Source organism: Candidatus Limnocylindrales bacterium (assembly GCA_035626395.1).
Lineage (GTDB): Bacteria > Desulfobacterota > Binatia > UBA1149 > CAITLU01 > DASPNH01.
The window spans coordinates 89342-110383 of the sequence record DASPNR010000007.1 but is presented as its reverse complement, the minus strand read 5'-3'; the positions used below and the strand labels follow the sequence as shown (position 1 = coordinate 110383).

Here is a 21042-nt window from a genome sequence, read left to right as displayed (position 1 = left end):
TCGGTCCGCTATCGGCGTCCGCCGCGCGCCAGCCCCCCTGCGACGTCCGGATACAGCCGCCGGTAATTGCGCATGTTGCGCAGCACGGACTTCACGTACGCACGCGTCTCGCGATACGAGATCTGCTCGATCATCTCGTCCTCGTCCCACGCTGCCACGAGGCTCTGCCAGCGCTGCGCCGCATTCTCGCCGGCATTGTAGGCGGCCAGCATGAGCGGAGGATTGCCGGCGAACTGCTGCGACAGCTCGGCGAGGTAGGCCACGCCGAGGCGGATGTTGACCGCCGGCTCGAACAGGTCCGAGCGTTCCGGCGGGTTGATGCCGCGCTTGCTCGCCACGCGCGTGGCCGTGCTCTCGAGCAGCTGCATCAGGCCGAGCGCATTGGCCGAGGAGACAGCTTGCGGCGCGAACGCAGACTCCTGCCGCATGAGCGCGTAGACCATGACCGGGTCGATGCCGGCGCGAGTGGCCTCGCGCTCGACGATCTCCGCGTGCGCGCGCGGATAGAGATACGGCCGCGCCTGCTCGCGCGAGATGTCGCCCTTCTTGTGCAGCTCGGCGGCCAGCTGCAGCGCCGTGTCGTAGGCGCCGACGCGCTGGAGCGAGGGCAGCAGGGCTGCACGCGTCCTGCCGTCGAACCTGGCAAGGCGGGCCTGCAGATCGCGCGCGGCCAGCGTCTCGAGGCCAGCCTGACGCAGCGTCTGGACCCGCTGCAGCGCCGCGTCGGCGTCCCGCGGCAGCGAGCCGAGCGTCGCCTCCTCGGGCTCGGCCACCGGCGTCAGCGGCATGCGTCGTCCAAGCCGCTTCTCCGCCAGGGAGGCGTAGTAGCCGAGCGGAAACTCGCTGAGCAGCGCTTCGTAGTTGGCAATCGCCTCGTCGCGTCGTCCCAGCCGCTCGAGCGAGCGGGCGCCCCAGTACAACGCTTCGGCTCGGCCATCGTCTTCGGAGCCGGGTGCAGCCGATGCGGCCATCGCGCGATAGAACTTCTCCGCCAGCGCCCAGTCCTTCGCTCGATAGGCGACCCAGCCCTGCCGCCACAGGCTCTCGGCGCGGGTCGCACCGTGCGCACGCGCCGCGGCCTTGCCGTACGCGTCGATGGCCTGCGCGTTGCGGCCGGCCGCATCATCGATGCGAGCCATGGCGTACAGCGCCTGCTGCTCTTCGGGAATGCCGGTGCCGAGCGCCAGCATGCGCTCGAACCCGACGCGCGCGGCCGCATCGTGATTGTCGTTCCACCGGTACGTCGCCGCCTCGTACAGCAGCCGCGCGCGCGCGTTGTCGCTGCGTGCTTCGTCCACGCGGCGGTCCAGATATTCGGCCGCTGCCAGCTTGCCCGTGCTGGCGACGATGGTGCGCGCGTACGCCAGCACCGCTTCGGTGTGATGGGAGGTCGAGGGGTAGGCTGACAGCAGCTCCTCGATCATGCGCGCCTGTTCCTGGGTGCGGCCTTCGCGCCCCAGCTGCCGCACCTCGGCCATCATCGCGGCCTCGGAGGTGGGACGCAGCTGCGCGTGCTTCTTGCGGATCGCGCTGAGGGCCTCGAAGGCGCTGCGCCCGATGCTGCTCATCGGCGCGCGTGCGCGGGCGCATTCCAGGTACGAAACGGCGTCCTGCGGCTGCTCGGCGGCGAGCATGCGGCCGGCGGCCAGGCACGCGCGGGCGGATCCGCGGTCGGGCTTGCCCGTGCGGCCGTGGCGGTCGGCCAAGTCGAGCACGTGCTCGACGTCCTCCTGCGATTCCAGGAGCTCGGCCAGCATCTCGACCGCCTCCGGCACCAGCACCGAGGACGAATGCTTGTCGAGAAAGCGCTCGAGGCGCTCGCGCGCGGCAACCTTGTCGAAGCGCGCGCGAGCGGCGGCTCCGTAGTACAGCAGCACGTCCTCGAGGAACGGCAGCTTCTCCTGCAGCGCCTCGAGCGCCGCCGCGCTCGCGGGAGCGTCGGTGTCCATCAAGGCCAGTGCGCGACCGAGCTCGGATCGCTGCACGTTGGCAATGCTGCTGGCGGCGCGCGGGGAAACGCTCTCCGCCGCCGCCGTGCTCGCCTGCGCGAGGCGGACGACCGGGCGACCCGCCTCCGCGGCGACCGCTCCCTCGCCGCCGGCGCCGCATGCACCGAGCGCGCAGAAGCAGGTCCACAAAGCGATGCGTGTGCGGGCGGGACGGCGGCTCTTGGTCTTCATGCAGGTCGTTGACTTTACCGCAGCGGCTCGAAGAATGCAGCGATGCTTGCGTCGCGACTCGTGCTGGCGTCCTCATCCCCGCGCCGGCGTGAGCTGCTCACCCAGGCAGGTTACGACTTCGTCATCGATCCTGCAGACATCGACGAGACGATGAGCAAGCAGGAGCGCGCGCTCGAAGCGACGACGCGGCTGGCGCTCGAGAAGGCGGCCACCGTGCTGGCTCGCTGCGGCAGCGAGGCGGTCGTGCTGGCGGCCGACACCACCGTCGTCGTCGGCGAACAGATCCTCGGCAAGCCCGCGGGGCCCGAGCAGGCGGCGCAGATGCTGATGTCGCTGTCGGGCCGCAATCATCACGTTCTGACGGCGTGGGCGGTCCTGCATGCCGGTGGTGGTGAGAGCGGCGTTTCGCGATCGACGGTGCGCATGCGCGAGGTCGGCTGGCAGGAGGCGCGGGCGTATGCGGCCTCCGGTGAGCCGCTGGACAAGGCCGGCGCTTATGCCGCGCAGGGCCAGGGCCGCCGCTTCATCGGCGCCATCATCGGTCCGCTCGACAACGTCATCGGCCTGCCCATGGCGCCCGTTTCGCGGGCGCTGGCGCGAGCGCGAATCAGCCCGACCTCGTGAGCTTCGGTTCCCTTACGGCGAATTGGACCGAGGTGCGCGCGCGCGTGCAGGCCGCTGCACGGCGCAGCGGCCGCACCGCCGACGAGGTGCGCGTGATCGCGGTGACCAAGACGCTGCCGGCCGAAGCGGTGGTGGCCGCCGCGCTCGCGGGCGCGACCGACATCGGCGAGAACTACGTCCAGGAGGCCATGGCCAAGCAGCAGGCCGTGGCGGACGCCTTGGGGGCCGGCGGCACGGAACTGCGCTGGCACATGATCGGCCGCCTGCAATCGAACAAGGCCGCGCGTGCCGCGCGTGCATTCGCGTTCATTCACGGGGTCGACTCGCTAAGCGTGGTGCGTGCGGTCTCGCGAGCGGCCGGCGAGGGAGCGCCGGTGGCCGACCTGCTTCTGCAGATCAAGCTCGGCGGTGCGGCGGTGCGCGGCGGGATCGATCCTTCCGATGCGGAGACGTTCCTGCGCCAGGCCGCCGCCTGTCCGGGCGTGCGATTCGTCGGCGTCATGGGAGTGGCCGACCCGGCGCGGCCGGCGCAGCCGCAGTTCGCGCGGTTGCGCGAACTTGCGCAGCGCCTTCGTGCGCTGCAATGGCAGCATGCGCCGATGACCGAGATATCGGCGGGCATGAGCGGCGACTTCGAAGACGCCGTCGCCGAGGGCGCGACGATGGTGCGGATCGGCACGGCGCTGTTCGGCGCTCGATGACGCGGTAAGAGGAGGACTCGATGGCGGACACGATCGGTTTCATCGGCGGCGGCAACATGGCCGAGGCGCTGGTACGCGGGCTGCTGGCAGCCGGGCACGAAGCGCCGGCGATGATGATCTCGGAGCCGGTGGCGCAGCGGCGCTCGTTCATGCGCAAGCGCTACGGCGTGCCGGTGACGGAGGACAATGCGGAGGTGGTGGCGGCCAGCAACGTGGTCGTGCTGGCGGTCAAGCCGCAGATCCTGCCGCAGGTTCTGGAAGCGCTGGCGCCGGCGGCGGAGCGCACGAAGCTGTTCGTTTCGATCGCCGCAGGATTTCCGCTCGGCCGCCTGCAGAAGGCGCTCGGGAAGGAGACGCGCATCGTTCGCGTCATGCCGAACACGCCGTGCCTGGTCGGCAAGGGCGCCTCGGTCTTGTGTGCAGGACCGTCGGCAAAGGCGTCCGACGTGGCCAAGGTGCGTCGATTGTTCGCGGCGGTCGGTGAAGCGCACGTCGTCGAAGACGAGAAGGCGATGCACGCAGTGACGGCGCTGAGCGGCTCGGGCCCCGCCTACGTCTACCGTTTTGCCGAGGCGATGATGATGGCGGGTCAGAAGGCCGGCCTGTCGGCCTCGCTCGCGCGCTCGCTGACGCTGGCCACCATTGCCGGCGCCGCCGAGATGATGGTCCAGACCCGGCAGGACCCGGCTGATCTGCGAAAGGCTGTGTCGAGCCCGGGCGGGACGACGCTGGCAGGGCTTGCGGTTCTGGAAGAGGCGGACCTGCCCGGCACGGTGGCGGCGGCGGTTCGTGCGGCCGCGAAGCGGTCGGTGGAGTTGGCGAGGTCGTGAGTCCGCCGCGGCGACGCTGCGCCGGCGCTCGAAGAAGCGGCGCGCCGCGTTGACAACCGGCAGGCCGCTGCCTAGGTTCCGCCTGCTTTGTCGGCCCGGCCGACCATGCTGCGCCGAGCCGAGGAGTCCGAGCAATGCCCATCTACGAGTACGCTTGTCCCAAGTGCGGCGAGTTCGAGTTCACCCAGTCCATCAAGGACTCTCCACTTGCGCGCTGCCCCAAGTGCCGCTCCAAGGTCACCAAGCTCATCAGCTCAGCCGCCTTTCAGCTGAAGGGCGGTGGCTGGTACTCCGATGGGTATCAGAAGAAGAGCGGCAACGGCTCTGCAACGGCAGAAAGTAGCCCTTCCAGTGATGGCGGCTCGAAAACCGAATCCGCCGCTCCGGCCAAGGCTGCTGCCGCGGCCGACTGATACGCCCCCTCCGTCTCCTGGCGCCGCTCCGCATCGGTGACCGCACGCGCCGGTTTCGACTGGGCCGCGGCAAGCCCGTGTCGTGATGCCAATAATTCCTGACGCGCAAATTCGTGCCGCGCTGCGTTGACATGTTGACGCGGCGTGTTAAGCAGGAGTCGTGGCGGCGTCGGGGAGGAACGACGCAAGGCCATGCATCCGGTTCATCCGGGTGGATCAACGAAAGGAGGAGAGGACATGGCTACGAAGAAACAAGCGACGACCATTCCGATGATGGACGACCTGACCAGGAGGGTCGGCCGCATCCGAAAAGACGTCGAACGCACCGTCGAGCGCGTTCGGCGCGAAGCAACCCGGTACCTGCCTGAGCAGGGCCGCCGCCAGCTCGACGTGCTCGTTGACCGCGTCAGCGAGCTTTCCGGCACCGTCACCAAGACCGTCGACAACGTCTACGCCGATGTCGAAGTACGCGTCAGCGATCTTCGCGGCAGCGTGGAGAAGCAGGTGAAGGCCCTGCGCAAGGACACCACCAGCGTCAGCCAGAAGGCGCTGACCCAGATCGAGAAGGAAGCTCGGCGGCAGATCGAGCGTCTCCTCAAGAACCTCGGCGTCCTGCAGCGAAGCGACCTCGACGGCCTCAAGCGCCGCATCAGCGCCATTGAGCGCAAGCTGGACGAGCTGGCGAAGGAAGTCCAGGAAGCGGCCTGATCACTCGCCGTCGCTGCGGCGCGCGCATGCCGCTGAAGCGACGGCCACCGACTGGGCGCGGCGGCATCCTCTTCATCCTCGGCTGCCGCGTCCGACCGTGCCCGCTGTGAAGCGTCCGGTCAACGCTTCACTCTCCTCCTGGGGCAGAAGGGCGTGACACCTTCCGCAAGGTCTCACGCCCTTTCTTTTTCCGCCCACGTCCGGCGCCCCAGCCGCCACCGCCTGGTGTTTCGATGATCACACGATCGCCGGCCCCGAGCGTCAACTCGCTCTTTGCCTCGATTTCCCGCTGCCTGCTGTCGCCGGCGCGAATCACCGCATCGCGGCCAGGCGCGCCGCCGCCGCCGCCTGCCAGACCCGGCGGTCGCCGGCGGCGGCGCTCGGCGAGCAGCGTCACCCGCATCTCGGTCAGCGCTTCGACCTCGCGCACGATGCCCTCGCCGCCGGTGTGCAGGCCGGGTCCGCCCGATCCGCGTCGCACCGAATAGCGCGTCACCCGCAGCGGATAGTACGCCTCCAGCGCTTCGACCGGCGTGTTCCACGTGTTGGTCATGTGCGTCTGCAGCGCGTGCGCGCCGTTGCGGCTCGGCCCGGCGCCGGCGCCGCCGCCGACGGTCTCGTAGTAGGAGAAGTGGCGCCTGCGCACCGAATCGAAGCCTCCCATCGCGAGGTTGCTCATGGTGCCGCAGCTGGAAGCCGGCACGCGGTCCGGCAGGGCGAGAGCGAACGCCTGCAGCACCACGTCGACGATGCGTTGGGAGGTCTCCACGTTGCCGCCGGCCACGGCTGCAGGAAACCGGCAGTGCACGACGCTGCCCTCGCGCGCGCTGATCGTCACCGGTGCCATCATGCCGCTGTTGGCGGGCACCCGCCGGCCGGCTACGCACGCAATCGCATAGAAGACGGCCGAGGTGGTGACGGCAAGATTCGCGTTGACGGGTCCGCGAACCTGGGGCGAGCTGCCAGTGAAATCGAAGTGAAGCCCGCGCGCGCGCCGCTCGAGCTCGACGCGTATGGCGATGTCGCGGCTGCCGGCCCCGTCGTCGTCGAGATGGTCGACGGCGCGGAAGCGTCCGCGCGGAAGCTCGGCGATCAGCGCCTCGATCAGTCGCTGCGAGTATCGCTGCAGCTCGTGCATGGCGCGCGTGAGGACGTCCGGACCGAAGCGCCGCGCCAGGTCGAGCGTGCGCGCCGCGCCCGCTCGCAGGGCCGCGACCTGCGCGTCCAGATCGCCCAGCCGTTCGTCCGGGACGCGCGTGTTGGCAAGAAACAGCGAGAGCGTGTCGCCGACGTAGCGATCGCCGCGGCACAGGTGCACCGGCGGCATGCGAAAGCCTTCCTGGTGAACGTCGGTGGCCAGCGCCATCGAGCCGGGGCTGCCGCCGCCGATGTCGGCGTGATGCGCGCGGTCGGCGACATAGGCGAAGGGGCGATCGCCGCCCGGAAGATAGACCGGCGCTACCAGCGTGACGTCGGGCAGATGCGTACCGCCGGCGTAGGGGTCGTTGAGGATGACGATGTCCCCCGGCGCCATGGATGCGTGATCCAGCGCCGCCCGCACGGCCAGCGGCGTCGACCCCAGGTGCACCGGGATGTGCGCGGCGTGCGCGACCATCTCGCCTCCGGCGTCGAACAGCGCGCACGAGAAATCTCGCCGCTCCTTGATGTTGGGAGAGAGTCCCGCCGACTGCAGAACGACCCCCATCTCGTCGGTGACGCCGATCAGGCGGTTGGCAAACAGCTCCAGATCGACGGCGGACAACGCGTGCCCCTGCTGCGTTGCGCCGCGGGCGTTTCCGCTGCGCCCTCTCATCGGACCCTCCTCTGCCGCGACAGTCGCAGCGCACCGGCCGCATCGACACGCGCACGCCACAGCGGCGCCACGTATGTGGTGGAGCTGTATTCGGCGATGACGGCGGGCCCGACGATGGTGGCGCCCGCGCCGAGCTGTTCGCGCACGAACAGCGGCACCTGACAGGGGCGGCCGTCCACGAACGCCTGCACGTGCGCCGCCGCACGCGCCGTTGCCGCGCCAGATGCACGCGGCGCGAAAGGTCGGCGCGCGCTGCTGCTGGCGGTGACGCGCAGCCCGACCACCTCCAGCGGGCGCGTGTCGTCGCTCGTGTGAAAGCGCGCCGCATGCTGCGCGTCGAAGCGCCGGCGCAGCTCCCGGTCGAGCGGAACTTCCAGCTCGATGGCCTGACCGCGGTAGCGCGCGCGCACCACCGTGGTCACCCCGATCTCGCCAGCGCCGAATCCCTCATTCGCCAGCGCTCGTCGCGCCGCGGCCTCGGCGGGCGCGGCCTTGCGCTGCAGCCATCCGAGCTGCGGATCGACCGCATGCAGCGAGACGATGCGATCGACGATGACGCGGCCGCCGAGAACGCCGTGCGCCGACAGCAGCCCCGGATCGGGCGGAATGAAGATGTCGGCGAACCCGATCTGCTCGCACAGGCCGCAGGCGTGCAAACCGGCCGCACCGCCGAAGGGAAGGAGCGTGCACGTGCGCGGGTCCTCGCCGCGCTGCACCGTGATCACGCGGATGGCGCGCTCCATGTTGCCCTCGATCACGCGGACGATTCCTTCGGCCGCTTCCTCGACGACGCTGCCGGTCGACCTGCTGCGGCCCCTGCTCCCGTTCATGCGCGCAGCCACCGCCATGACCGCACGGCGGGCACGCTCGAGATCGAGTTGCATGGTGCCGCCCAGGAAATGCTGCGCCGGAAGCCGCCCCAGCACGACGTTGGCATCGGTGACGGTGGCCCTGTCGCCGCGGCCGTAGCAGGCCGGGCCGGGGTCGGCGCCGGCGCTCTCGGGCCCGACCACGAGCGCTCCGCCCTCGTCGACGCGCGCGATGGAGCCGCCGCCTGCGCCCACCGTGTGAATGTCGAGGCACGGCACGCGCAGCGGCAGGCCGCCGATCTCGGTAACTGCACGCCGCGCCGGCTCGCCCTGCACGAACGCCACGTCGGTGGATGTGCCGCCCATGTCGAGCGTGACGATGCGTGCGATGCCGGCGCGCCTTGCGGCCTCGGCGGCGGCAGCGACGCCGCCGGCCGGGCCGGACAGCATCGTTCGCACCGGCTCGCGCGCAGCCGTGGCGGCGCCGACGGCTCCGCCGTTGGACTGCATCACGCGGAACGTCGCTGCCCGGCTGTCGCGCGCCAGCGCGCGGATGTGGCCCTGCACCTTCGGCTGCACGTAGGCATTGGCGACCGCCGTGCTCGTACGCTCGTATTCGCCGGCCACCGGCGACAGCGCATGCGACAGCGTCACGGGCACGCGCAGCGCTCGCAGCGCCCGTCCGATCCGGCGCTCGTGCGCGGGCGAGACGTGCGAGTGGAGGAAGCAGACGGCCACCGACTCGGCCCTGCTCGCCCGAATCGCGCTGACGATGCGGCGGCACTCGGCCTGGCTCAGGGCGAGCAGCACGCGCCCGTCGAAGAGGCTGCGCTCGGCCGCGCCGAGCCGCAGGCCCCGTTCGACCAGCGGCTCGGGCTTCTGCGGCTCCAGATCATAGAGGTCGGGCCGTGCCTGGCGGCCGATCTCGAGGACGTCCTCGAAGCCGGCCGTCGTCACGAGGGCCGTTCGGGCACCGCGGCGCTCGAGCATGGCGTTGGTGGCCACGGTGGTTCCGTAGGTGAGCAGATCGGGGCGCCGCTGGCCGAACAGCCGCCGCAAGCCCTCGAGCACGGCCTCGGCGGGATCCTGCGGCGTCGAAAGCAGCTTGAGGCGGCCGCCACGCGTGCCGTCGCGATAGACGATGTCGGTGAAGGTGCCGCCGGTATCGACGCCGATGACGAGCAGCCTGGGACGCGCGCGCTTCATGCCGGCTGCCGCCCGACCCGGCGGCGCCGGGACTGTTGCAGCGCGATGGCCGACACGCAAGCACGATGTGACGCGCGCGCGCGGCCGTGTTTGAATCATCCGCCGCAGCGCGGTCCGCATGCCTGCAATCGCCACCGCACTTCTCGCCATGCTCGCTGCCTGTCTTGTCGGCGCGTCTCCTGCGCCGGCCGCGCAGACGTTCCGTTACACCTGGCGCGAGCCGCTGCACGCCGTCGATCCGGCCACCGGGCATCGTCTGACGGCGCCGCGCCAGCCGTTGGATGAGGACGAGCGCGACACGCTGGGAGTCACCGGCAGCATGGGAATCTCCCGACGCACGGTATGGGTGGATGAGGAGGGCCAGCTGTTCGTGCAGGCGCGCCTTCCGCAGTCGATGGCGGCGCAGCCGCACGAGCTCGACGTCTACGTGCAGGACGGGAAGCGGATGAGTCTGCGTGGCACGCTGCGCTACACGCCCGGCAAAGGTCTGCTCGTCGCAAAGACGTTCGTTTTCCCCGACCTGCCCGAAGGACCCGTGGTCACCGAGGTTCACGCGCGCGGTGCGCACGGTTCGGACTGGCAGGAGATCGTCACGCAGCCGGTCGAGGTGGCGCGCGGGTCGCGGCTGCGCTTCTCGTTCGCGCTGCGCGGCGATGAGCGGCAGGACACGCCGATGGATCTGGTCGTGGAGACGCGCGATGAGCTCGACCCATCCAGGCCGGCCGCGACGATCTTCCGGCGCCGGGTCCGACCCGGCGCCGGCCGCACCGATTGGAAGGAAGCGGTCGAGAGTGTCTCCGACGTGGCTGGTCGTCGGGTGCGCTTCGCGTTCCGCAGCCGGCCCGCCGACAAGACCGATGCCGCAGCTGGCGTGGTCTGGGGCGCCGCCGAACTCGAACGCGAGGAGAAGCGGCGCGCGTTCCCTCTGCTCCTGCTGGTGTCGCTGGATTCGCTTCGCGTCAACAGCGTCGGCCTCTATTCGGGCGGCGATGCCACTCCCGCCATCGACCGCTTCTTCCGCAGCGGCGCCGTCATGATGCAGGCGGTGACGCAGTCGGTGACGACGCTGCCTGCGCACATGACGCTGCTGACGGGGCTGACGCCGCCGGCGCACGGAGTCGTCGACGAACGGCACCGCCTGTCGTCATCGGTGGAAACGCTGGCGCGCGTGCTGCAGGCGCGGGGCTGGCGCACGGCCGCATTCACCGAAGGCGGCGCGCTGGCGGCCGAGGCAGGCTTCGCGCGCGGGTTCGACCTCTACGACGAAGGCAAGACCGAGCGCATTTCCCCGGCCAACGCGGACGCCCTGGCCCGCGCAGCCGCGTATCTGGACGAGCACAGCGCGGAGCCGCTGTTCCTGTTCGTGCACACCTACCGTACGCGCCCCGTGCACACCGGAGCCGACGTACGCAGCGAGTCCGCGCGCCGCCGCGAGCTGGCCTCGATGGTCGAGCAGGTCAGAAGCGCCGACGAGGCGCTCGGCAAGCTGCTCGGCATCCTCGACGGCCGCACCGTCCAGGACGAGTCGCTTTACGTGCTGACCTCGGGCCATGGCGAGGAGTTCTTCGAGCACGGCGCCGGCGGCCATGGGACGCATCTGTACGAGGAAGCGGTGCGCGTGCCTCTGCTCCTGCGCAACGAGCGCATCGGCCGCGCCAGAGCGGCGCACGCAGCGGTCGGCCTCGTCGACCTCGCGCGTACGGTGCTCGAGCTACTCGACATCGATGCGCCGGCGTCGATGCAGGGACGCTCGTTCGCGTCGCTTCTGACGGGCGACGAGGAGGCGGCGATGCCGAGGCGTTTCATCGAGGCGCGGCGCCCGCTGCGGTTGCTCGACGACGGCAGCCTCATCGACTGGGGTGCGCCGGCGTTCGCGGTGCGCGAGATGGACCGCAAGGTCATCTTCCATCCGGCCGCCGGCACGCTCGAGGCCTACGATCTTTCGAGGGACCCGCGCGAGACGCGCAATCTCATGCAGGCCGGCAGGGGACCGCGCTGGGCTCAGGAGCTGGCCGATGCGGTCCGGGATCATGCTTCCTTGCGGCGCGTCGCACCGGCGCCTCCGGCCAACCTCAGCCCCATCAATCGGCGCCGCCTGCAGTCGCTCGGTTATCTGCAGTAAGGTCGGCGGATCGGGGCGCGGAGCGCGCGACGCTTCAGCCCGCCGTGATCGAGACGTCCTCGGCGCGCATCGCCGGGACCAGCACGCTGCCGCTGACGTCTCGGCGCTCGCGCGAGATCGCCGAGATCCTGCCGAGCAGCTCGAAGACGTTTCCGGCGATCAGGACCTCGCGCACCGGCCGGCGCTCTCCGGCTTCGATGAGGAAGCCGTTCTTGACCACACCCGAGAAATCGCCGGTCACCGCGTTGGTGCTGCCCGAGTAGCGCCCGACCCACACTGCCCGCTCATGGCCGTCGACGAGCGCATCCATCGCCGTGGAGCCCGGCTCCACCTCGAGGCGGTGCGGTCCCACGCTCGGCAGCGAAGTGACCGACCCGACCGCATTGCCGGTGCTGCGCGCCTCGCCGCCGGCCGCGCGCGCTTCGTAATGGTTGTAGAGAAGGCCCTGCAGCATCCCGGACGCGATCAGCGCGCGCCTCGCCGTCGGCAGGCCCTCGCGATCGAATGCGCTGGAAGAGGCGCCGCCCGGCACGCGCCCGTCGTCCCAGAGCGACAGAAGAGGAGAGGCGACCGAGCCGCCGATGCGATTGGCCAGCGGACTGCGCCCCTTTCGCACGGCATCGGCGGTCAGCGCCGAGATCAGCGTCGGCAGCAGGAACTCGGCCACTGCCTCGGGCGACAGCACGATGGGGCCGCGGAAGCTCTCGCCGCGCCCGGCGCCGAGGCCTGCCGTGCACTTGGAGACGAAGCGCGCGCACGCTTCGGCGATCTCGTCTTCGAAGCCGCGCACGCGGCGTGCGATCGCGCTGTCGTAATCGAAGCTTGCCACGTCGTCGCCGTCCACGGCCATGCCGAACGCGCTGGCATCCATCAGCGAGCTGGCCTCGCTGACCACGATGCCGCTGGTCGAAGTCAGCGCAGCCAGCGTGACGCTGGCCGAGACCGAGCCCGAGTCGACGCGCACGCGTGGGTCGAGATCGCGAATTCGCGCGAGCATCTCTCCCGCCAGCCGCGCGGTCTCCTCGGCGCCGACGTCGCCGACTTCGGGATCGTACAGGCCCGGCACGGGTGCGACCGGCCGCGACTCGGGCAGTCCCACGGCCGGATCGGCGGGCGTGACTCGCGCCTGCGCGACGGCTTCGGCGGCGCGCTCGGCGAGCAGGTCGGGCTCGACGTCGTTGGCCGTGACGAATCCCTGCGAGCTGCCGACGATCACCCGCAGGCCGAAGCTCGTCTCCTCACGACTGTGGACCGTGTGCGGCACGCCGTTCTCGACGTGCGTCTCGACGACATGCTGCCAGGCCGCGGCGGCCTCGGCCTGATCGGCACCGGCCTTGCGCGCGTGCTCCACGAGCGTGTGGCACATGTCGAGAAGGGTGCGCTCGTTCACGAATGCTCCTTGCTGGCGACTGCCGTTCCTTCGTCCTACTGCTCGCCCGTCCTACTGCTCGCCGCCTAGCAGAGCGCGGCAGCGGACATACGGCCCACCGGCATCGACCTTGGCCGGCTGTCCCTTGCCGCAGTAGCCGGCGCCGAGATCCCAGCGGAAGTCGCGCGAGACCGCATCGACGGTGCCGAGCACGTCGAAGGCGATGCCCGACAGCGTCATGCCTCGCACCAGCTCGCCGAGCTTGCCGTTCCTGATCCGGTAGGCTTCCTGCACGCCAAACATGAACTCACCCGTGGCGTCCGCCTGGCCGTTGCGCGGGCCTTCGAGCAGATAGCCGTCGGCGGTGTCGGCGATGATCTCGTCGAGGCTCTTGTCGCCCGGCTCCAGGTATGTGTTGCGCATGCGGATCAGCGGCTGGTCCGAATACTCCCACGCGCGCGCGTTGCCCGTGGGCGTGACGCCGAACTTCGCGGCGCTCTCGCGGTTGTGCAGGTAGGAGACGAGACGGCCGTTTTCGATGATGGTGGTGCGGCCGGCAACGACGCCTTCATCGTCGACGGGAATGGTGCCGCCGGCGCCGACGTAGTGCTCGGAGACCCCGCTGTCGCGCAGCGTGACCAGCTCGCTGGCCACGCGCTGGCCGATCTTGCCGGCGGCGACGGAGCCGGCCTGCACGAAGTCGGCTTCGACCGTGTGTCCGATCGCCTCGTGCACCAGAAGGCCCACGATGGACGGCGCCAGGATGACGACCGAGCGTCCTCCTTCGGCATGGCGCGCGGACAGCAGATCCTGCGCCAGTCGTGCGGCGCGCGCGGCAAGCGCTTCGCCGGTGGCGCCGCGGAAGAGGCAGTCCCAGCCGCCGGTGGCGCCGACGGCTTCGCTGCCGGTCGAGAGCTGCCCATCCTTTTCGGCCACCGCCTGCACGCGCAGCTCGGGCCGTACCAGGCGAAACGCGGCGGCGGCACCGTCGGTGGTGACGATGGCCTTCTCCTCGAAGATCTCGTTGTACGTGCAGCTGGCCGAACGGATCGCCGAGGATGCGCCGCGCACGCGAGCTTCCAGGCCGGCGGCCATGCCGATCTTCTCTTCCAGCGTGCGCACCGCCACATCCTCGAGGCCTTCCTGGTCGAAGACCCCGCGCGCCAGCTCGCATTGTGGAAGCTGCGTCAGCGAATGGGAGGCGGCTCGAGCGGTCGAGCGCGCGCCGGCCCGTGCGGTGTCGATCGCGCGCCGGATCGATGCCGCATCCAGTGAGCCGGTGGAGGCGAATCCCCATCCGCCCGCTTCGAACACTCGCACGCCCACGCCCTTGCGGTGCCGGATCTGTGAGCGTTCCACCTTTCCCTTGTCGACGCCGATGCTGCGCGAGGTCTTGGCGTGGTAGCGGAGCTCGACGAAGCCGTCCTGCCCCGCCGCGATGTCACGAAGGATGTCGAGAGCCTGTGTCATCGAAGGATTCTAACCTGGACCGTCCCAGCGTCTACCTGCAATCTCCTCGTTCGAGCGGGTCCGCTCGCGGTTGCCAGGCTCGCGGCCGTCGGCTAACCGTCGCGGATGAGCGAGGCGCCGGCGAAGAAGAAAGAGGTGAAGGTCCACGTCCTGCGCTGCCGCTCGCAGGAGTGCCGGGCGCTGCTCGCCTATGAAGAGACGGAGGAAGGCTACCTGCTCGGAAACATGATCGAGCTTGCCGAGCGCGATGGGGATGTGGCGTTTTTCCCGTGTCCCCGCTGCGGCGGCCGCAACCTGGCCGAGGAAGTGCCTTTCGACGGCAAGATGCGCACCCGCGTCACCGGCTTCGCACCGGCCTGAGCGACCATGCTCGACTCCGAGGCCTTCTGCCGCGACCCCTTCCTTCGCACCAGCGCCTACAACATGGCCACCTGGGCCGTCGTCAACATGGCTCTTAGCGTTCCCTCCTATGCGATGGCAGCCGGCACCGCATGGGCGCCGCTGAGCGCCGGCGGCTACACGCTCGCATTCTTCGCAGCCGGTCTCATCGCCGGCGCCGTGCACGAGCGGCGCGTGGCGAAGATGGTCGGTCCGGCCGGCGATGCCGTCTTCCCTGCCGCCAGGCTGTGGGCGCCGCTGCTGCTGATCGGCTTCGGCGGGACCATCTTCCTGATCGCCACGGGGCGGCCTGCGCTGGTGCAGCCGCTGTGGCTGCTGGCGGTCGGATCGGCATATGCGATGTGGGGATGGCGCACGCGCCTGTCGCTGTACCGTTGGCTGGGCCTGCTGCTGCTGGTCTGCGGCGCGTTCGTCGCCTCTTTGCAGAGCTACGAGGTCGGCGCTGCCCCCGCCGTCCTAGGCCTGCACGTGTGGAACCTGACGATGGGCGTCGCCTCGGTGGCGATCGCGATCGTGGTCAACCGCCGCTACCTCTGGCAGAGGGCTTGAGAGCGAGGCCGGACGCCGCATCTTCCGAAGCGGCGCCCGACGCTCAGGTCGCCGGTCTCAGTGCAAGGTCCGGACGCGGCGATTGTCGGCGACGACGACGGCGTCGTTCAGGTCGCTGCGGCGCACCCGGACCGGCAGCTTGGACTCCATCACCCAGGTCCCCTCCACGCGCTTGCCGGTCAGGACCAGGCGCGTGCTGTTCTTGCTGCTGGAGTCGGTGGTCTTGGTGCGAATGCTCATGGCGTTGCCTCCTGGCGTAGTTGCGAACGCCAGTGACAAAGCCAGTCGCGTGCCCCGCGGCCGCGGAGCGTAAATCATCGTTTTTCAAACGCTTTCTCGAGCAGGTCCGGCCGCCGTTCGGACAAGGGTGAACCAGACGGTTCGAGCCTGTACGGCGACGGGTGCGTTTGCCGGAAGCTCAGCGGCCGCGGAAGACGGGATCGCGCTTTTCCAGAAAGGCGGTCACGCCTTCCTGATAGTCGCGGCTGGCAAAGCAGTCGGCGACCAGGCCGGCTACCTCCTGCGCCGACAGCCGGCTCTCCAGACGCCGCCGCACGGCCAGGCGCGCATATCGCAGCGCAAGGGGCGCCATGCGCGCGACCTCGGCGGCCAACGCTCGAGTGTCGGCCTCCAGCGAAGCTGCGGGGAAGCAGCGATGGATCATCCCGAGCGAGAGCGCCTCGGGCGCGGGAATGCGCCGGCCCGTCAGCAGCAGGTCGAGCGCAACGGCCTCCCCGACCACCGCCACCAGGCGCTCCAGCCCGTGGGGCGGGTATGCCAGGCCGAGGCGGCCGGCCGGGATCGCCAGAAACGCGCGATCCGAAGCCACGCGAAGATCGCAGCCGAACGCGATGAGCGATCCGCCGCCGACGCAGGCGCCATCGATCATGGCCAGGCTCGGCACCGAAAGCGTGGCCAGAGCTTCCAGAGTGGCAGTGCTGCCCTCATCGTACTTGCGCGCCAGCTCGGGATTGGAACGGTACTTCTCGAACTCGGTGATGTCGGCGCCGGCGATGAACCCTCCCGCGGAGCCGCGCACGACGATCAGTCGCACGCCGGCTGCCCCTGCCAGCTCGGCGAGCTTCGCCGGCATCGCCTCCCACATCGCCCGCGTCATCGCGCCGCGGCTTTCGGGTCGGTCCACGGTCAGCCAGCCGATGGTGCCGTCGACCTCGGTTCGCAGGTTCTCGCTGGTGCCCATGCCTCCGCTTAGCGGCGAGGGCCTGCCGTCACAACAGCCTCGCGAAACGGCGTGGCGCGGCGTTTTTGCCTGGGTTGTGAGCGTTCCGATGCGCTGCTAGCGTGCCGGCCTTCCGCCGCGGCAAGCGGCGCGTTCTGCAAAGGAGACTATGGCCAAAGACGGAATCGAGGTGAACGGCGAGGTGGTCGAGAGCCTGCCCAACGCGTTCTTCCGAGTGAAGCTCGAGAACGGCCACACCGTGCTCGCCCACATCTCGGGCAAGATGCGCAAGTACTACATCCGCATCCTGCCGGGGGACAAGGTCAAGGTGGAGCTCTCGCCGTACGACCTGACTCGCGGCCGCATCACCTGGCGCGAAAAGAACAACTGAGGCGCGAGGTTCGAGCATCCGCTGCCGCGCCGGCGGGGCTCGTGGTCGCGGCTTCCGGGTAGACTCCGAAGTCCGGTTTTGCGATGGTGACCGGACCCGCAAAACGCACTGGGGAGTGGCCAAATTGGTAAGGCACCTGACTCTGGATCAGGGAATTGAAGGTTCGAGTCCTTCCTCCCCAGCCACCCACTGCCGCCGTTCGCTCGTTTCCACCCATCGCGTCCGCGTCTGACGCGTCGAATGCCCGATCCCACCTCCGCTGCCGTTCGAGATGCCGCCACCGTCCTCGCTCTGCGCGAGCAGGAGCGGGGCGTGGAGGTCTTCATGGTCCGCCGTGACTCCCGGCTGGGTTTCCTCGGCGGCGCGCACGTCTTTCCCGGCGGCGCCGTCGACGAGGGCGATCGCAGCGAAGCGGCGCGCGAGCTGCTGGCGGGCGTGGAGGAGATGGGAGCAGGGCATCGGCTGCATGAGGATCCTGCGACATCGTGCGCGCTGCTGCTGGCGGCGGTGCGCGAGCTGTTCGAGGAGTCGGGCATTCTTCTCGCGCGCGACGAGGCCGGCGAGTGGGTGGATCTGCAGGACGGCAGCGAGCGAGCCAGGCGCCTGCGCGACGCGCGCGAGGCATCGAGCCACGGCCGCGGCGGATTCGTGGACGCGGTGCGCCGCGAGGGTCTGCGCCTGGACGTGTCGGGTCTCCGCTACTTCGCCCACTGGATCACGCCGCAGCGAGAGAAGAAGCGCTTCGACACCCGCTTCTTCCTGGCCCGCGCCCCCGAACGACAGCTGGCGCAGCACTGCGCGGTGGAGTCGTCGGAAGGCGAATGGATCACGCCGTCGCGCGCTCTGCAGCGTTATCGCGACCGCGAGATCGAGCTGGTGCCGCCCACCATCGCCACGCTCGAGAGTCTGGCGGCTTACACCAGCGTCGAGGACGCACTGGGGGCGTTCCTCAGCGCACCGATCCCACGTATCCTTCCGAAGATCACGATGTGCGGCGAGACGATCACGATCCTCTACCCGGGCGATGCCGACTATCCGAGCGGAGAGGCCAGCGAGCCGGCCGGCCGCGCCGTCAACCGTCTGGTCCTGCGCGACGGGCTCTGGCATCGTCCCTGAAGGTGTGGATCGGTCATGCGCATCCGCTGGTCCGCCTTCGAAGCGATCTTCCGCGACTTCTCCGACTCCTCGCAGGGAAAGGTCAGCTTCTTCATCGACGACGAGGACGGCAACGTCCTTGCCGGCACCGTCAGCCCCGATCGTCCCAGTGAAGTCCGCCATCGCCTGACCGCCGACGGCGTTCCAGTAGGCCGTCTCAATGGCTGCGGCGGCCCCACGCCCGAGACGATGCGACTGTGCTGGGCCGCATGCGAGCGTGAGCTCGCCCACCAGGTGGTCATCAACGACATGGCCGACGCGACCGCGCGTCTGTGGCGGCAGACCAATGCGCTGCTGCGCATGAGCGCGAGCACGAGCCTTGCCCTGGAGCCTGGCGCGATGCTCGGGCGCGTGCTCGGCGTGCTCGCCCACTCGACGAATCTGCAGCGCGGCTGCGGGCTGCTGCGCGTTCCGGGCGACGAAGCGTACTCGCTGTTCGGGCTGGACCGGCAGATGCGCGTCAACCCGAGCTCGATTCCTGCGCTCGAGGACATGAACGAGGACGTGGTGCTCATCGACGCCGACGGCGGGGACGTCGTGCTGGCAGAGGAATGCGAGCGGCTGCTCGGACGTCGCGAGTCCCTGGCCGTCACGCGCATCGCCACCGACAAGGACCGCTATGGCTATCTGCTCGTGCCGTTCCGGCGGCAGGCGAGCATCACATCCGAGGATCTGAAGATGCTCGGCGCCGCCGCCCAGATCGTCAGCATCGCTGCCGAGAACGTGCACACTCTGCGTCGCGAGCGCGAGGCCACGCGCCTGCAGGTCGAGAACGAGATGCTGAGCGCGCAGGCGCGCGACATGGAAGAGATGGTGCACGTGGTCTCGCACGACCTGCGATCGCCGATGACGGCGATGTACGGCTTCATGCACATGGCGCTCGAGGAGCTCGAGCACATGCGCAGCGACGGCGGCTGGAACGAGCGCGGGGAGCGCATCGCCAAGCCGCTCGAGGACGGCGTGCGCAGTGTCGAGAAGCTCAATCGCATGGTGCAGCGCCTGCTCGATTTCTCGCGCGTTGCCCGCCTCGATTATCACTTCGAGCCGCTCGAGATGACCAAGCTCGTGCAGGGCGTGCTCGACTCGTTGAGTTACCAGATCCGGGAGCGCGGGATCCAGGCACGCGTGGAGGAGCTGCCCGACGTCATGGGCGATCGCGTGCAGGTCGAAGCGGTGTTCCGCAACCTCATCGACAACGCCATCAAGTACATGGGTGAAGGTGCACGCCGCTCCATCGTCATCGGCAGCCGTTCCGTCGATGGCGAGCTGCAGTACTTCGTGCGTGATACCGGCATGGGCATGTCGGCCGATCAGGCTGCCAAGGCATTCCTGCCGTTCCGCCGGTTCCGCGTCGATGCCGCTCCCGGCGAAGGCATCGGACTGTCGTACGTCCGCAAGATCGTCGAGCGCCACGGCGGGCACATCTCGTGCGAATCGGCCGAAGGCGTGGGTACGACGTTCTACTTCTCCCTCGGCCGGCCGGCGCAGCGCTCGCTGACATCCGCGGTCTCGTAGCCTCCGCGGCACGGGACGCCTCGATCCGGCGCCGGCCCGGTGACGACGGCGGCCGACCGCGTCCGTTCAGCCCGCACCGATGCGGCCGTGCGGTTCGCGATCAGCGCCAGCGGGGCTCGCCCTGCGCATCGCAGCCGCAGTGTTGGCAGCCATGCTCCGGCGGCAGGCGCGGTCAGAGTCCCTGCTTGGTGCACTTGTCGGCCAGATCCGCACGGGACGCTTTCATGCGTGCGATGGCGGCGTCGGAGGTCAGCATCGGGTCCTGGTCCAGAGCCTGACGGCAGATCCGCTGGGCTTCCTGCATGCGCGAGACCGCCTGCGCGATCCGATCACGCGCCCGGCAGTAGTCGCCGCCTTGGCTGCCCAGCTCGCGGCCCTCGTCCACCAGCTCGCGTGCCTCGCGTACCAGCGTGCTGCACTGGGCCGCCTGCAGCCCCTGGCGCCGCTGAATGCTGGCAACCTCACGGCGGAAGCTGAATGCGCCGAAGGCGATCGCGCCGACGACGGCGACGATCGCAGCGACGAGGAACTTGCGGCGATCGCTCACGACCGCAGCATCGCAGCGGAATCGCAAAAAGAGAAGGCCATCGCGCCGGCATGGACGAGGGCGGCGTCGCCGGGCAAGGCCGGCACTGCCAACGACAGAGCCGGTCGCATAGGCGCCCGCACCGCCTGGACAGCGGCGCGGGATCGGGTTCAAATGCGCTTCTACGGAGGACCCGTGCCCGAATTCGTTGCCGTCGAAGCGCCGCAGACACTGGAAGGCTGGTACACGCTCCACGACGTCTACGCGCTCAACTGGCCGCGCTGGCGTGCCCGGTCACAATCCGAGCGCAAGGCCATTGCCGAGGAGGCGAGCGCGTGGCTGGGCCGGGCGGCGGCCGCCAACGTGCAGGAAGCGGCCGGCCGCGGCGACAGCAAGCTCTACAGCGTGGTCTCCCAGAAAGGCGACCTGCTTTTCTGCCACTACCGCCAGAGCCCGGCCGCGCTCAACGAGGTCGAGCTGACGCTGCGGACGCTGCGCCTCTACGAGTTCCTTTCGCCGGCCTACTCCTACCTTTCCGTGATCGAGGTCAGTCTGTACGAAGTGCAGGCGATGGCGGCGCGCCGGCTGGCCGAGCGCGGGCTGAAGCCGGGCACGACCGAATACGACCAGGCGCTGACCGGCGAGATGGAGACGCAGAAGGCTCGGATGAACGAGCGTCTGTTCCGCACGATTCCGCCGCAGCGCTACATCTGCTTCTACCCCATGAGCAAGCGGCGCGGCGAGAGCGTCAACTGGTACGCGCTGCCACTGGCCGAGCGCCGTGCGATGATGCGCGGCCACGGCTCGATCGGCCACAAGTGGTCCGAGCAGGTCACGCAGGTGATCGGCGGATCGGTAGGGCTGGACGACTGGGAGTGGGGCGTCAGCCTGCACGCCGACGACCCGCTCGCATTCAAGAAGCTCGTCTACGAGATGCGCTTCGATCCAACCACGTCGTGGTTCGGCGAGTTCGGGCCTTTCTACGTCGGCGTACGCGTGGACCCGCCGGCGGTCGAGGACCTGCTCGAAGGCCGTCTGCCCGACGATGCCAGGCAGCGCCGGCCGGGGCTGCACTGATCCAC

General features: G+C 69.7%; 20 protein-coding genes and 1 tRNA gene. 13 read left to right on the top strand and 8 right to left on the bottom strand.

Annotated elements, in window-relative coordinates:
- Positions 1–8: 8 nt before the first annotated feature.
- Positions 9–2180 (bottom strand): lytic transglycosylase domain-containing protein, encoded by a 2172-nt coding sequence (locus tag VEC57_03850; protein ID HYB98247.1) that lies wholly within the window; start codon positions 2178–2180, stop codon positions 9–11.
- 42 nt (positions 2181–2222) lie between these two features.
- Between VEC57_03850 and VEC57_03845 the strand changes: the two genes are divergently transcribed.
- The 5 genes from VEC57_03845 (at position 2223) to VEC57_03825 (ending at position 5456) form a co-directional block, all read left to right on the top strand.
- On the top strand, positions 2223–2804 hold the full coding sequence (locus VEC57_03845; protein ID HYB98246.1) for a Maf family protein: 582 nt from the start codon (positions 2223–2225) through the stop codon (positions 2802–2804).
- Entirely contained in the window at positions 2801–3505 is a 705-nt protein-coding gene (locus tag VEC57_03840; GenBank protein ID HYB98245.1) for a YggS family pyridoxal phosphate-dependent enzyme, read from the top strand. Before VEC57_03845 ends, VEC57_03840 begins: the two co-directional genes overlap by 4 nt.
- Before the next feature lie 20 nt (positions 3506–3525).
- Positions 3526–4335 carry a pyrroline-5-carboxylate reductase gene (gene proC, locus VEC57_03835; GenBank protein ID HYB98244.1) on the top strand — a complete coding sequence of 270 codons (810 nt, stop codon included), beginning with the start codon at positions 3526–3528 and terminating at the stop codon, positions 4333–4335.
- Positions 4336–4469: 134 nt separating this feature from the next.
- Entirely contained in the window at positions 4470–4748 is a 279-nt protein-coding gene (locus VEC57_03830; protein HYB98243.1) for a zinc ribbon domain-containing protein, read from the top strand.
- Positions 4749–4985: 237 nt separating this feature from the next.
- On the top strand, positions 4986–5456 hold the full coding sequence (locus VEC57_03825; GenBank protein HYB98242.1) for a hypothetical protein: 471 nt from the start codon (positions 4986–4988) through the stop codon (positions 5454–5456).
- A gap of 127 nt (positions 5457–5583) precedes the next feature.
- Here the strand turns inward: VEC57_03825 and VEC57_03820 are convergent, their stop codons facing one another.
- Together VEC57_03820 and VEC57_03815 are read right to left on the bottom strand one after the other, a co-directional pair.
- A complete protein-coding gene (locus VEC57_03820; GenBank protein ID HYB98241.1) occupies positions 5584–7269 on the bottom strand; it encodes a hydantoinase B/oxoprolinase family protein in 1686 nt (561 codons plus the stop codon).
- Positions 7266–9284, bottom strand: a complete 2019-nt coding sequence (locus VEC57_03815) for a hydantoinase/oxoprolinase family protein (protein HYB98240.1) — start codon at positions 9282–9284, stop codon at positions 7266–7268. Before VEC57_03815 ends, VEC57_03820 begins: the two co-directional genes overlap by 4 nt.
- Before the next feature lie 118 nt (positions 9285–9402).
- Between VEC57_03815 and VEC57_03810 the strand changes: the two genes are divergently transcribed.
- The gene (locus tag VEC57_03810; protein ID HYB98239.1) at positions 9403–11406 is read left to right on the top strand and encodes a sulfatase-like hydrolase/transferase; all 2004 of its coding nucleotides are present in this window, start codon (positions 9403–9405) and stop codon (positions 11404–11406) included.
- 34 nt (positions 11407–11440) lie between these two features.
- Here the strand turns inward: VEC57_03810 and VEC57_03805 are convergent, their stop codons facing one another.
- Together VEC57_03805 and VEC57_03800 are read right to left on the bottom strand one after the other, a co-directional pair.
- Entirely contained in the window at positions 11441–12796 is a 1356-nt protein-coding gene (locus VEC57_03805; GenBank protein HYB98238.1) for a metallopeptidase TldD-related protein, read from the bottom strand.
- Positions 12797–12847: 51 nt separating this feature from the next.
- A complete protein-coding gene (locus tag VEC57_03800) occupies positions 12848–14245 on the bottom strand; it encodes a TldD/PmbA family protein (GenBank protein HYB98237.1) in 1398 nt (465 codons plus the stop codon).
- Between the two features lie 105 nt (positions 14246–14350).
- On the opposite strand from VEC57_03800, the gene VEC57_03795 reads away from it, so the two are divergent.
- Positions 14351–14605: a hypothetical protein gene (locus VEC57_03795; GenBank protein ID HYB98236.1), complete on the top strand. Its 255-nt coding sequence runs from the start codon at positions 14351–14353 to the stop codon at positions 14603–14605.
- A 6-nt stretch (positions 14606–14611) separates the two neighbouring features.
- Positions 14612–15193 (top strand): hypothetical protein, encoded by a 582-nt coding sequence (locus tag VEC57_03790; GenBank protein HYB98235.1) that lies wholly within the window; start codon positions 14612–14614, stop codon positions 15191–15193.
- Positions 15194–15250: 57 nt separating this feature from the next.
- Here VEC57_03790 and VEC57_03785 read toward each other — a convergent pair whose 3' ends face one another.
- Entirely contained in the window at positions 15251–15433 is a 183-nt protein-coding gene (locus tag VEC57_03785) for a hypothetical protein (GenBank protein HYB98234.1), read from the bottom strand.
- A 178-nt stretch (positions 15434–15611) separates the two neighbouring features.
- Positions 15612–16394 carry an enoyl-CoA hydratase-related protein gene (locus VEC57_03780; protein HYB98233.1) on the bottom strand — a complete coding sequence of 261 codons (783 nt, stop codon included), beginning with the start codon at positions 16392–16394 and terminating at the stop codon, positions 15612–15614.
- Between the two features lie 148 nt (positions 16395–16542).
- On the opposite strand from VEC57_03780, the gene infA reads away from it, so the two are divergent.
- From infA to VEC57_03760, 4 genes are all read left to right on the top strand, one after another.
- Entirely contained in the window at positions 16543–16764 is a 222-nt protein-coding gene (gene infA, locus VEC57_03775; protein HYB98232.1) for a translation initiation factor IF-1, read from the top strand.
- Between the two features lie 109 nt (positions 16765–16873).
- Positions 16874–16949, top strand: a tRNA-Gln gene (locus VEC57_03770).
- Positions 16950–17004: 55 nt separating this feature from the next.
- On the top strand, positions 17005–17880 hold the full coding sequence (locus VEC57_03765; protein ID HYB98231.1) for a hypothetical protein: 876 nt from the start codon (positions 17005–17007) through the stop codon (positions 17878–17880).
- Positions 17881–17895: 15 nt separating this feature from the next.
- Positions 17896–19434: a HAMP domain-containing sensor histidine kinase gene (locus VEC57_03760; protein HYB98230.1), complete on the top strand. Its 1539-nt coding sequence runs from the start codon at positions 17896–17898 to the stop codon at positions 19432–19434.
- Between the two features lie 172 nt (positions 19435–19606).
- Here VEC57_03760 and VEC57_03755 read toward each other — a convergent pair whose 3' ends face one another.
- Positions 19607–19981: a hypothetical protein gene (locus tag VEC57_03755; GenBank protein HYB98229.1), complete on the bottom strand. Its 375-nt coding sequence runs from the start codon at positions 19979–19981 to the stop codon at positions 19607–19609.
- Positions 19982–20155: 174 nt separating this feature from the next.
- Here VEC57_03755 and hemQ point away from each other — a divergent pair, with 174 nt between their 5' ends.
- On the top strand, positions 20156–21037 hold the full coding sequence (gene hemQ / locus VEC57_03750) for a hydrogen peroxide-dependent heme synthase (protein HYB98228.1): 882 nt from the start codon (positions 20156–20158) through the stop codon (positions 21035–21037).
- The last annotated feature ends 5 nt before the right edge of the window (positions 21038–21042 follow it).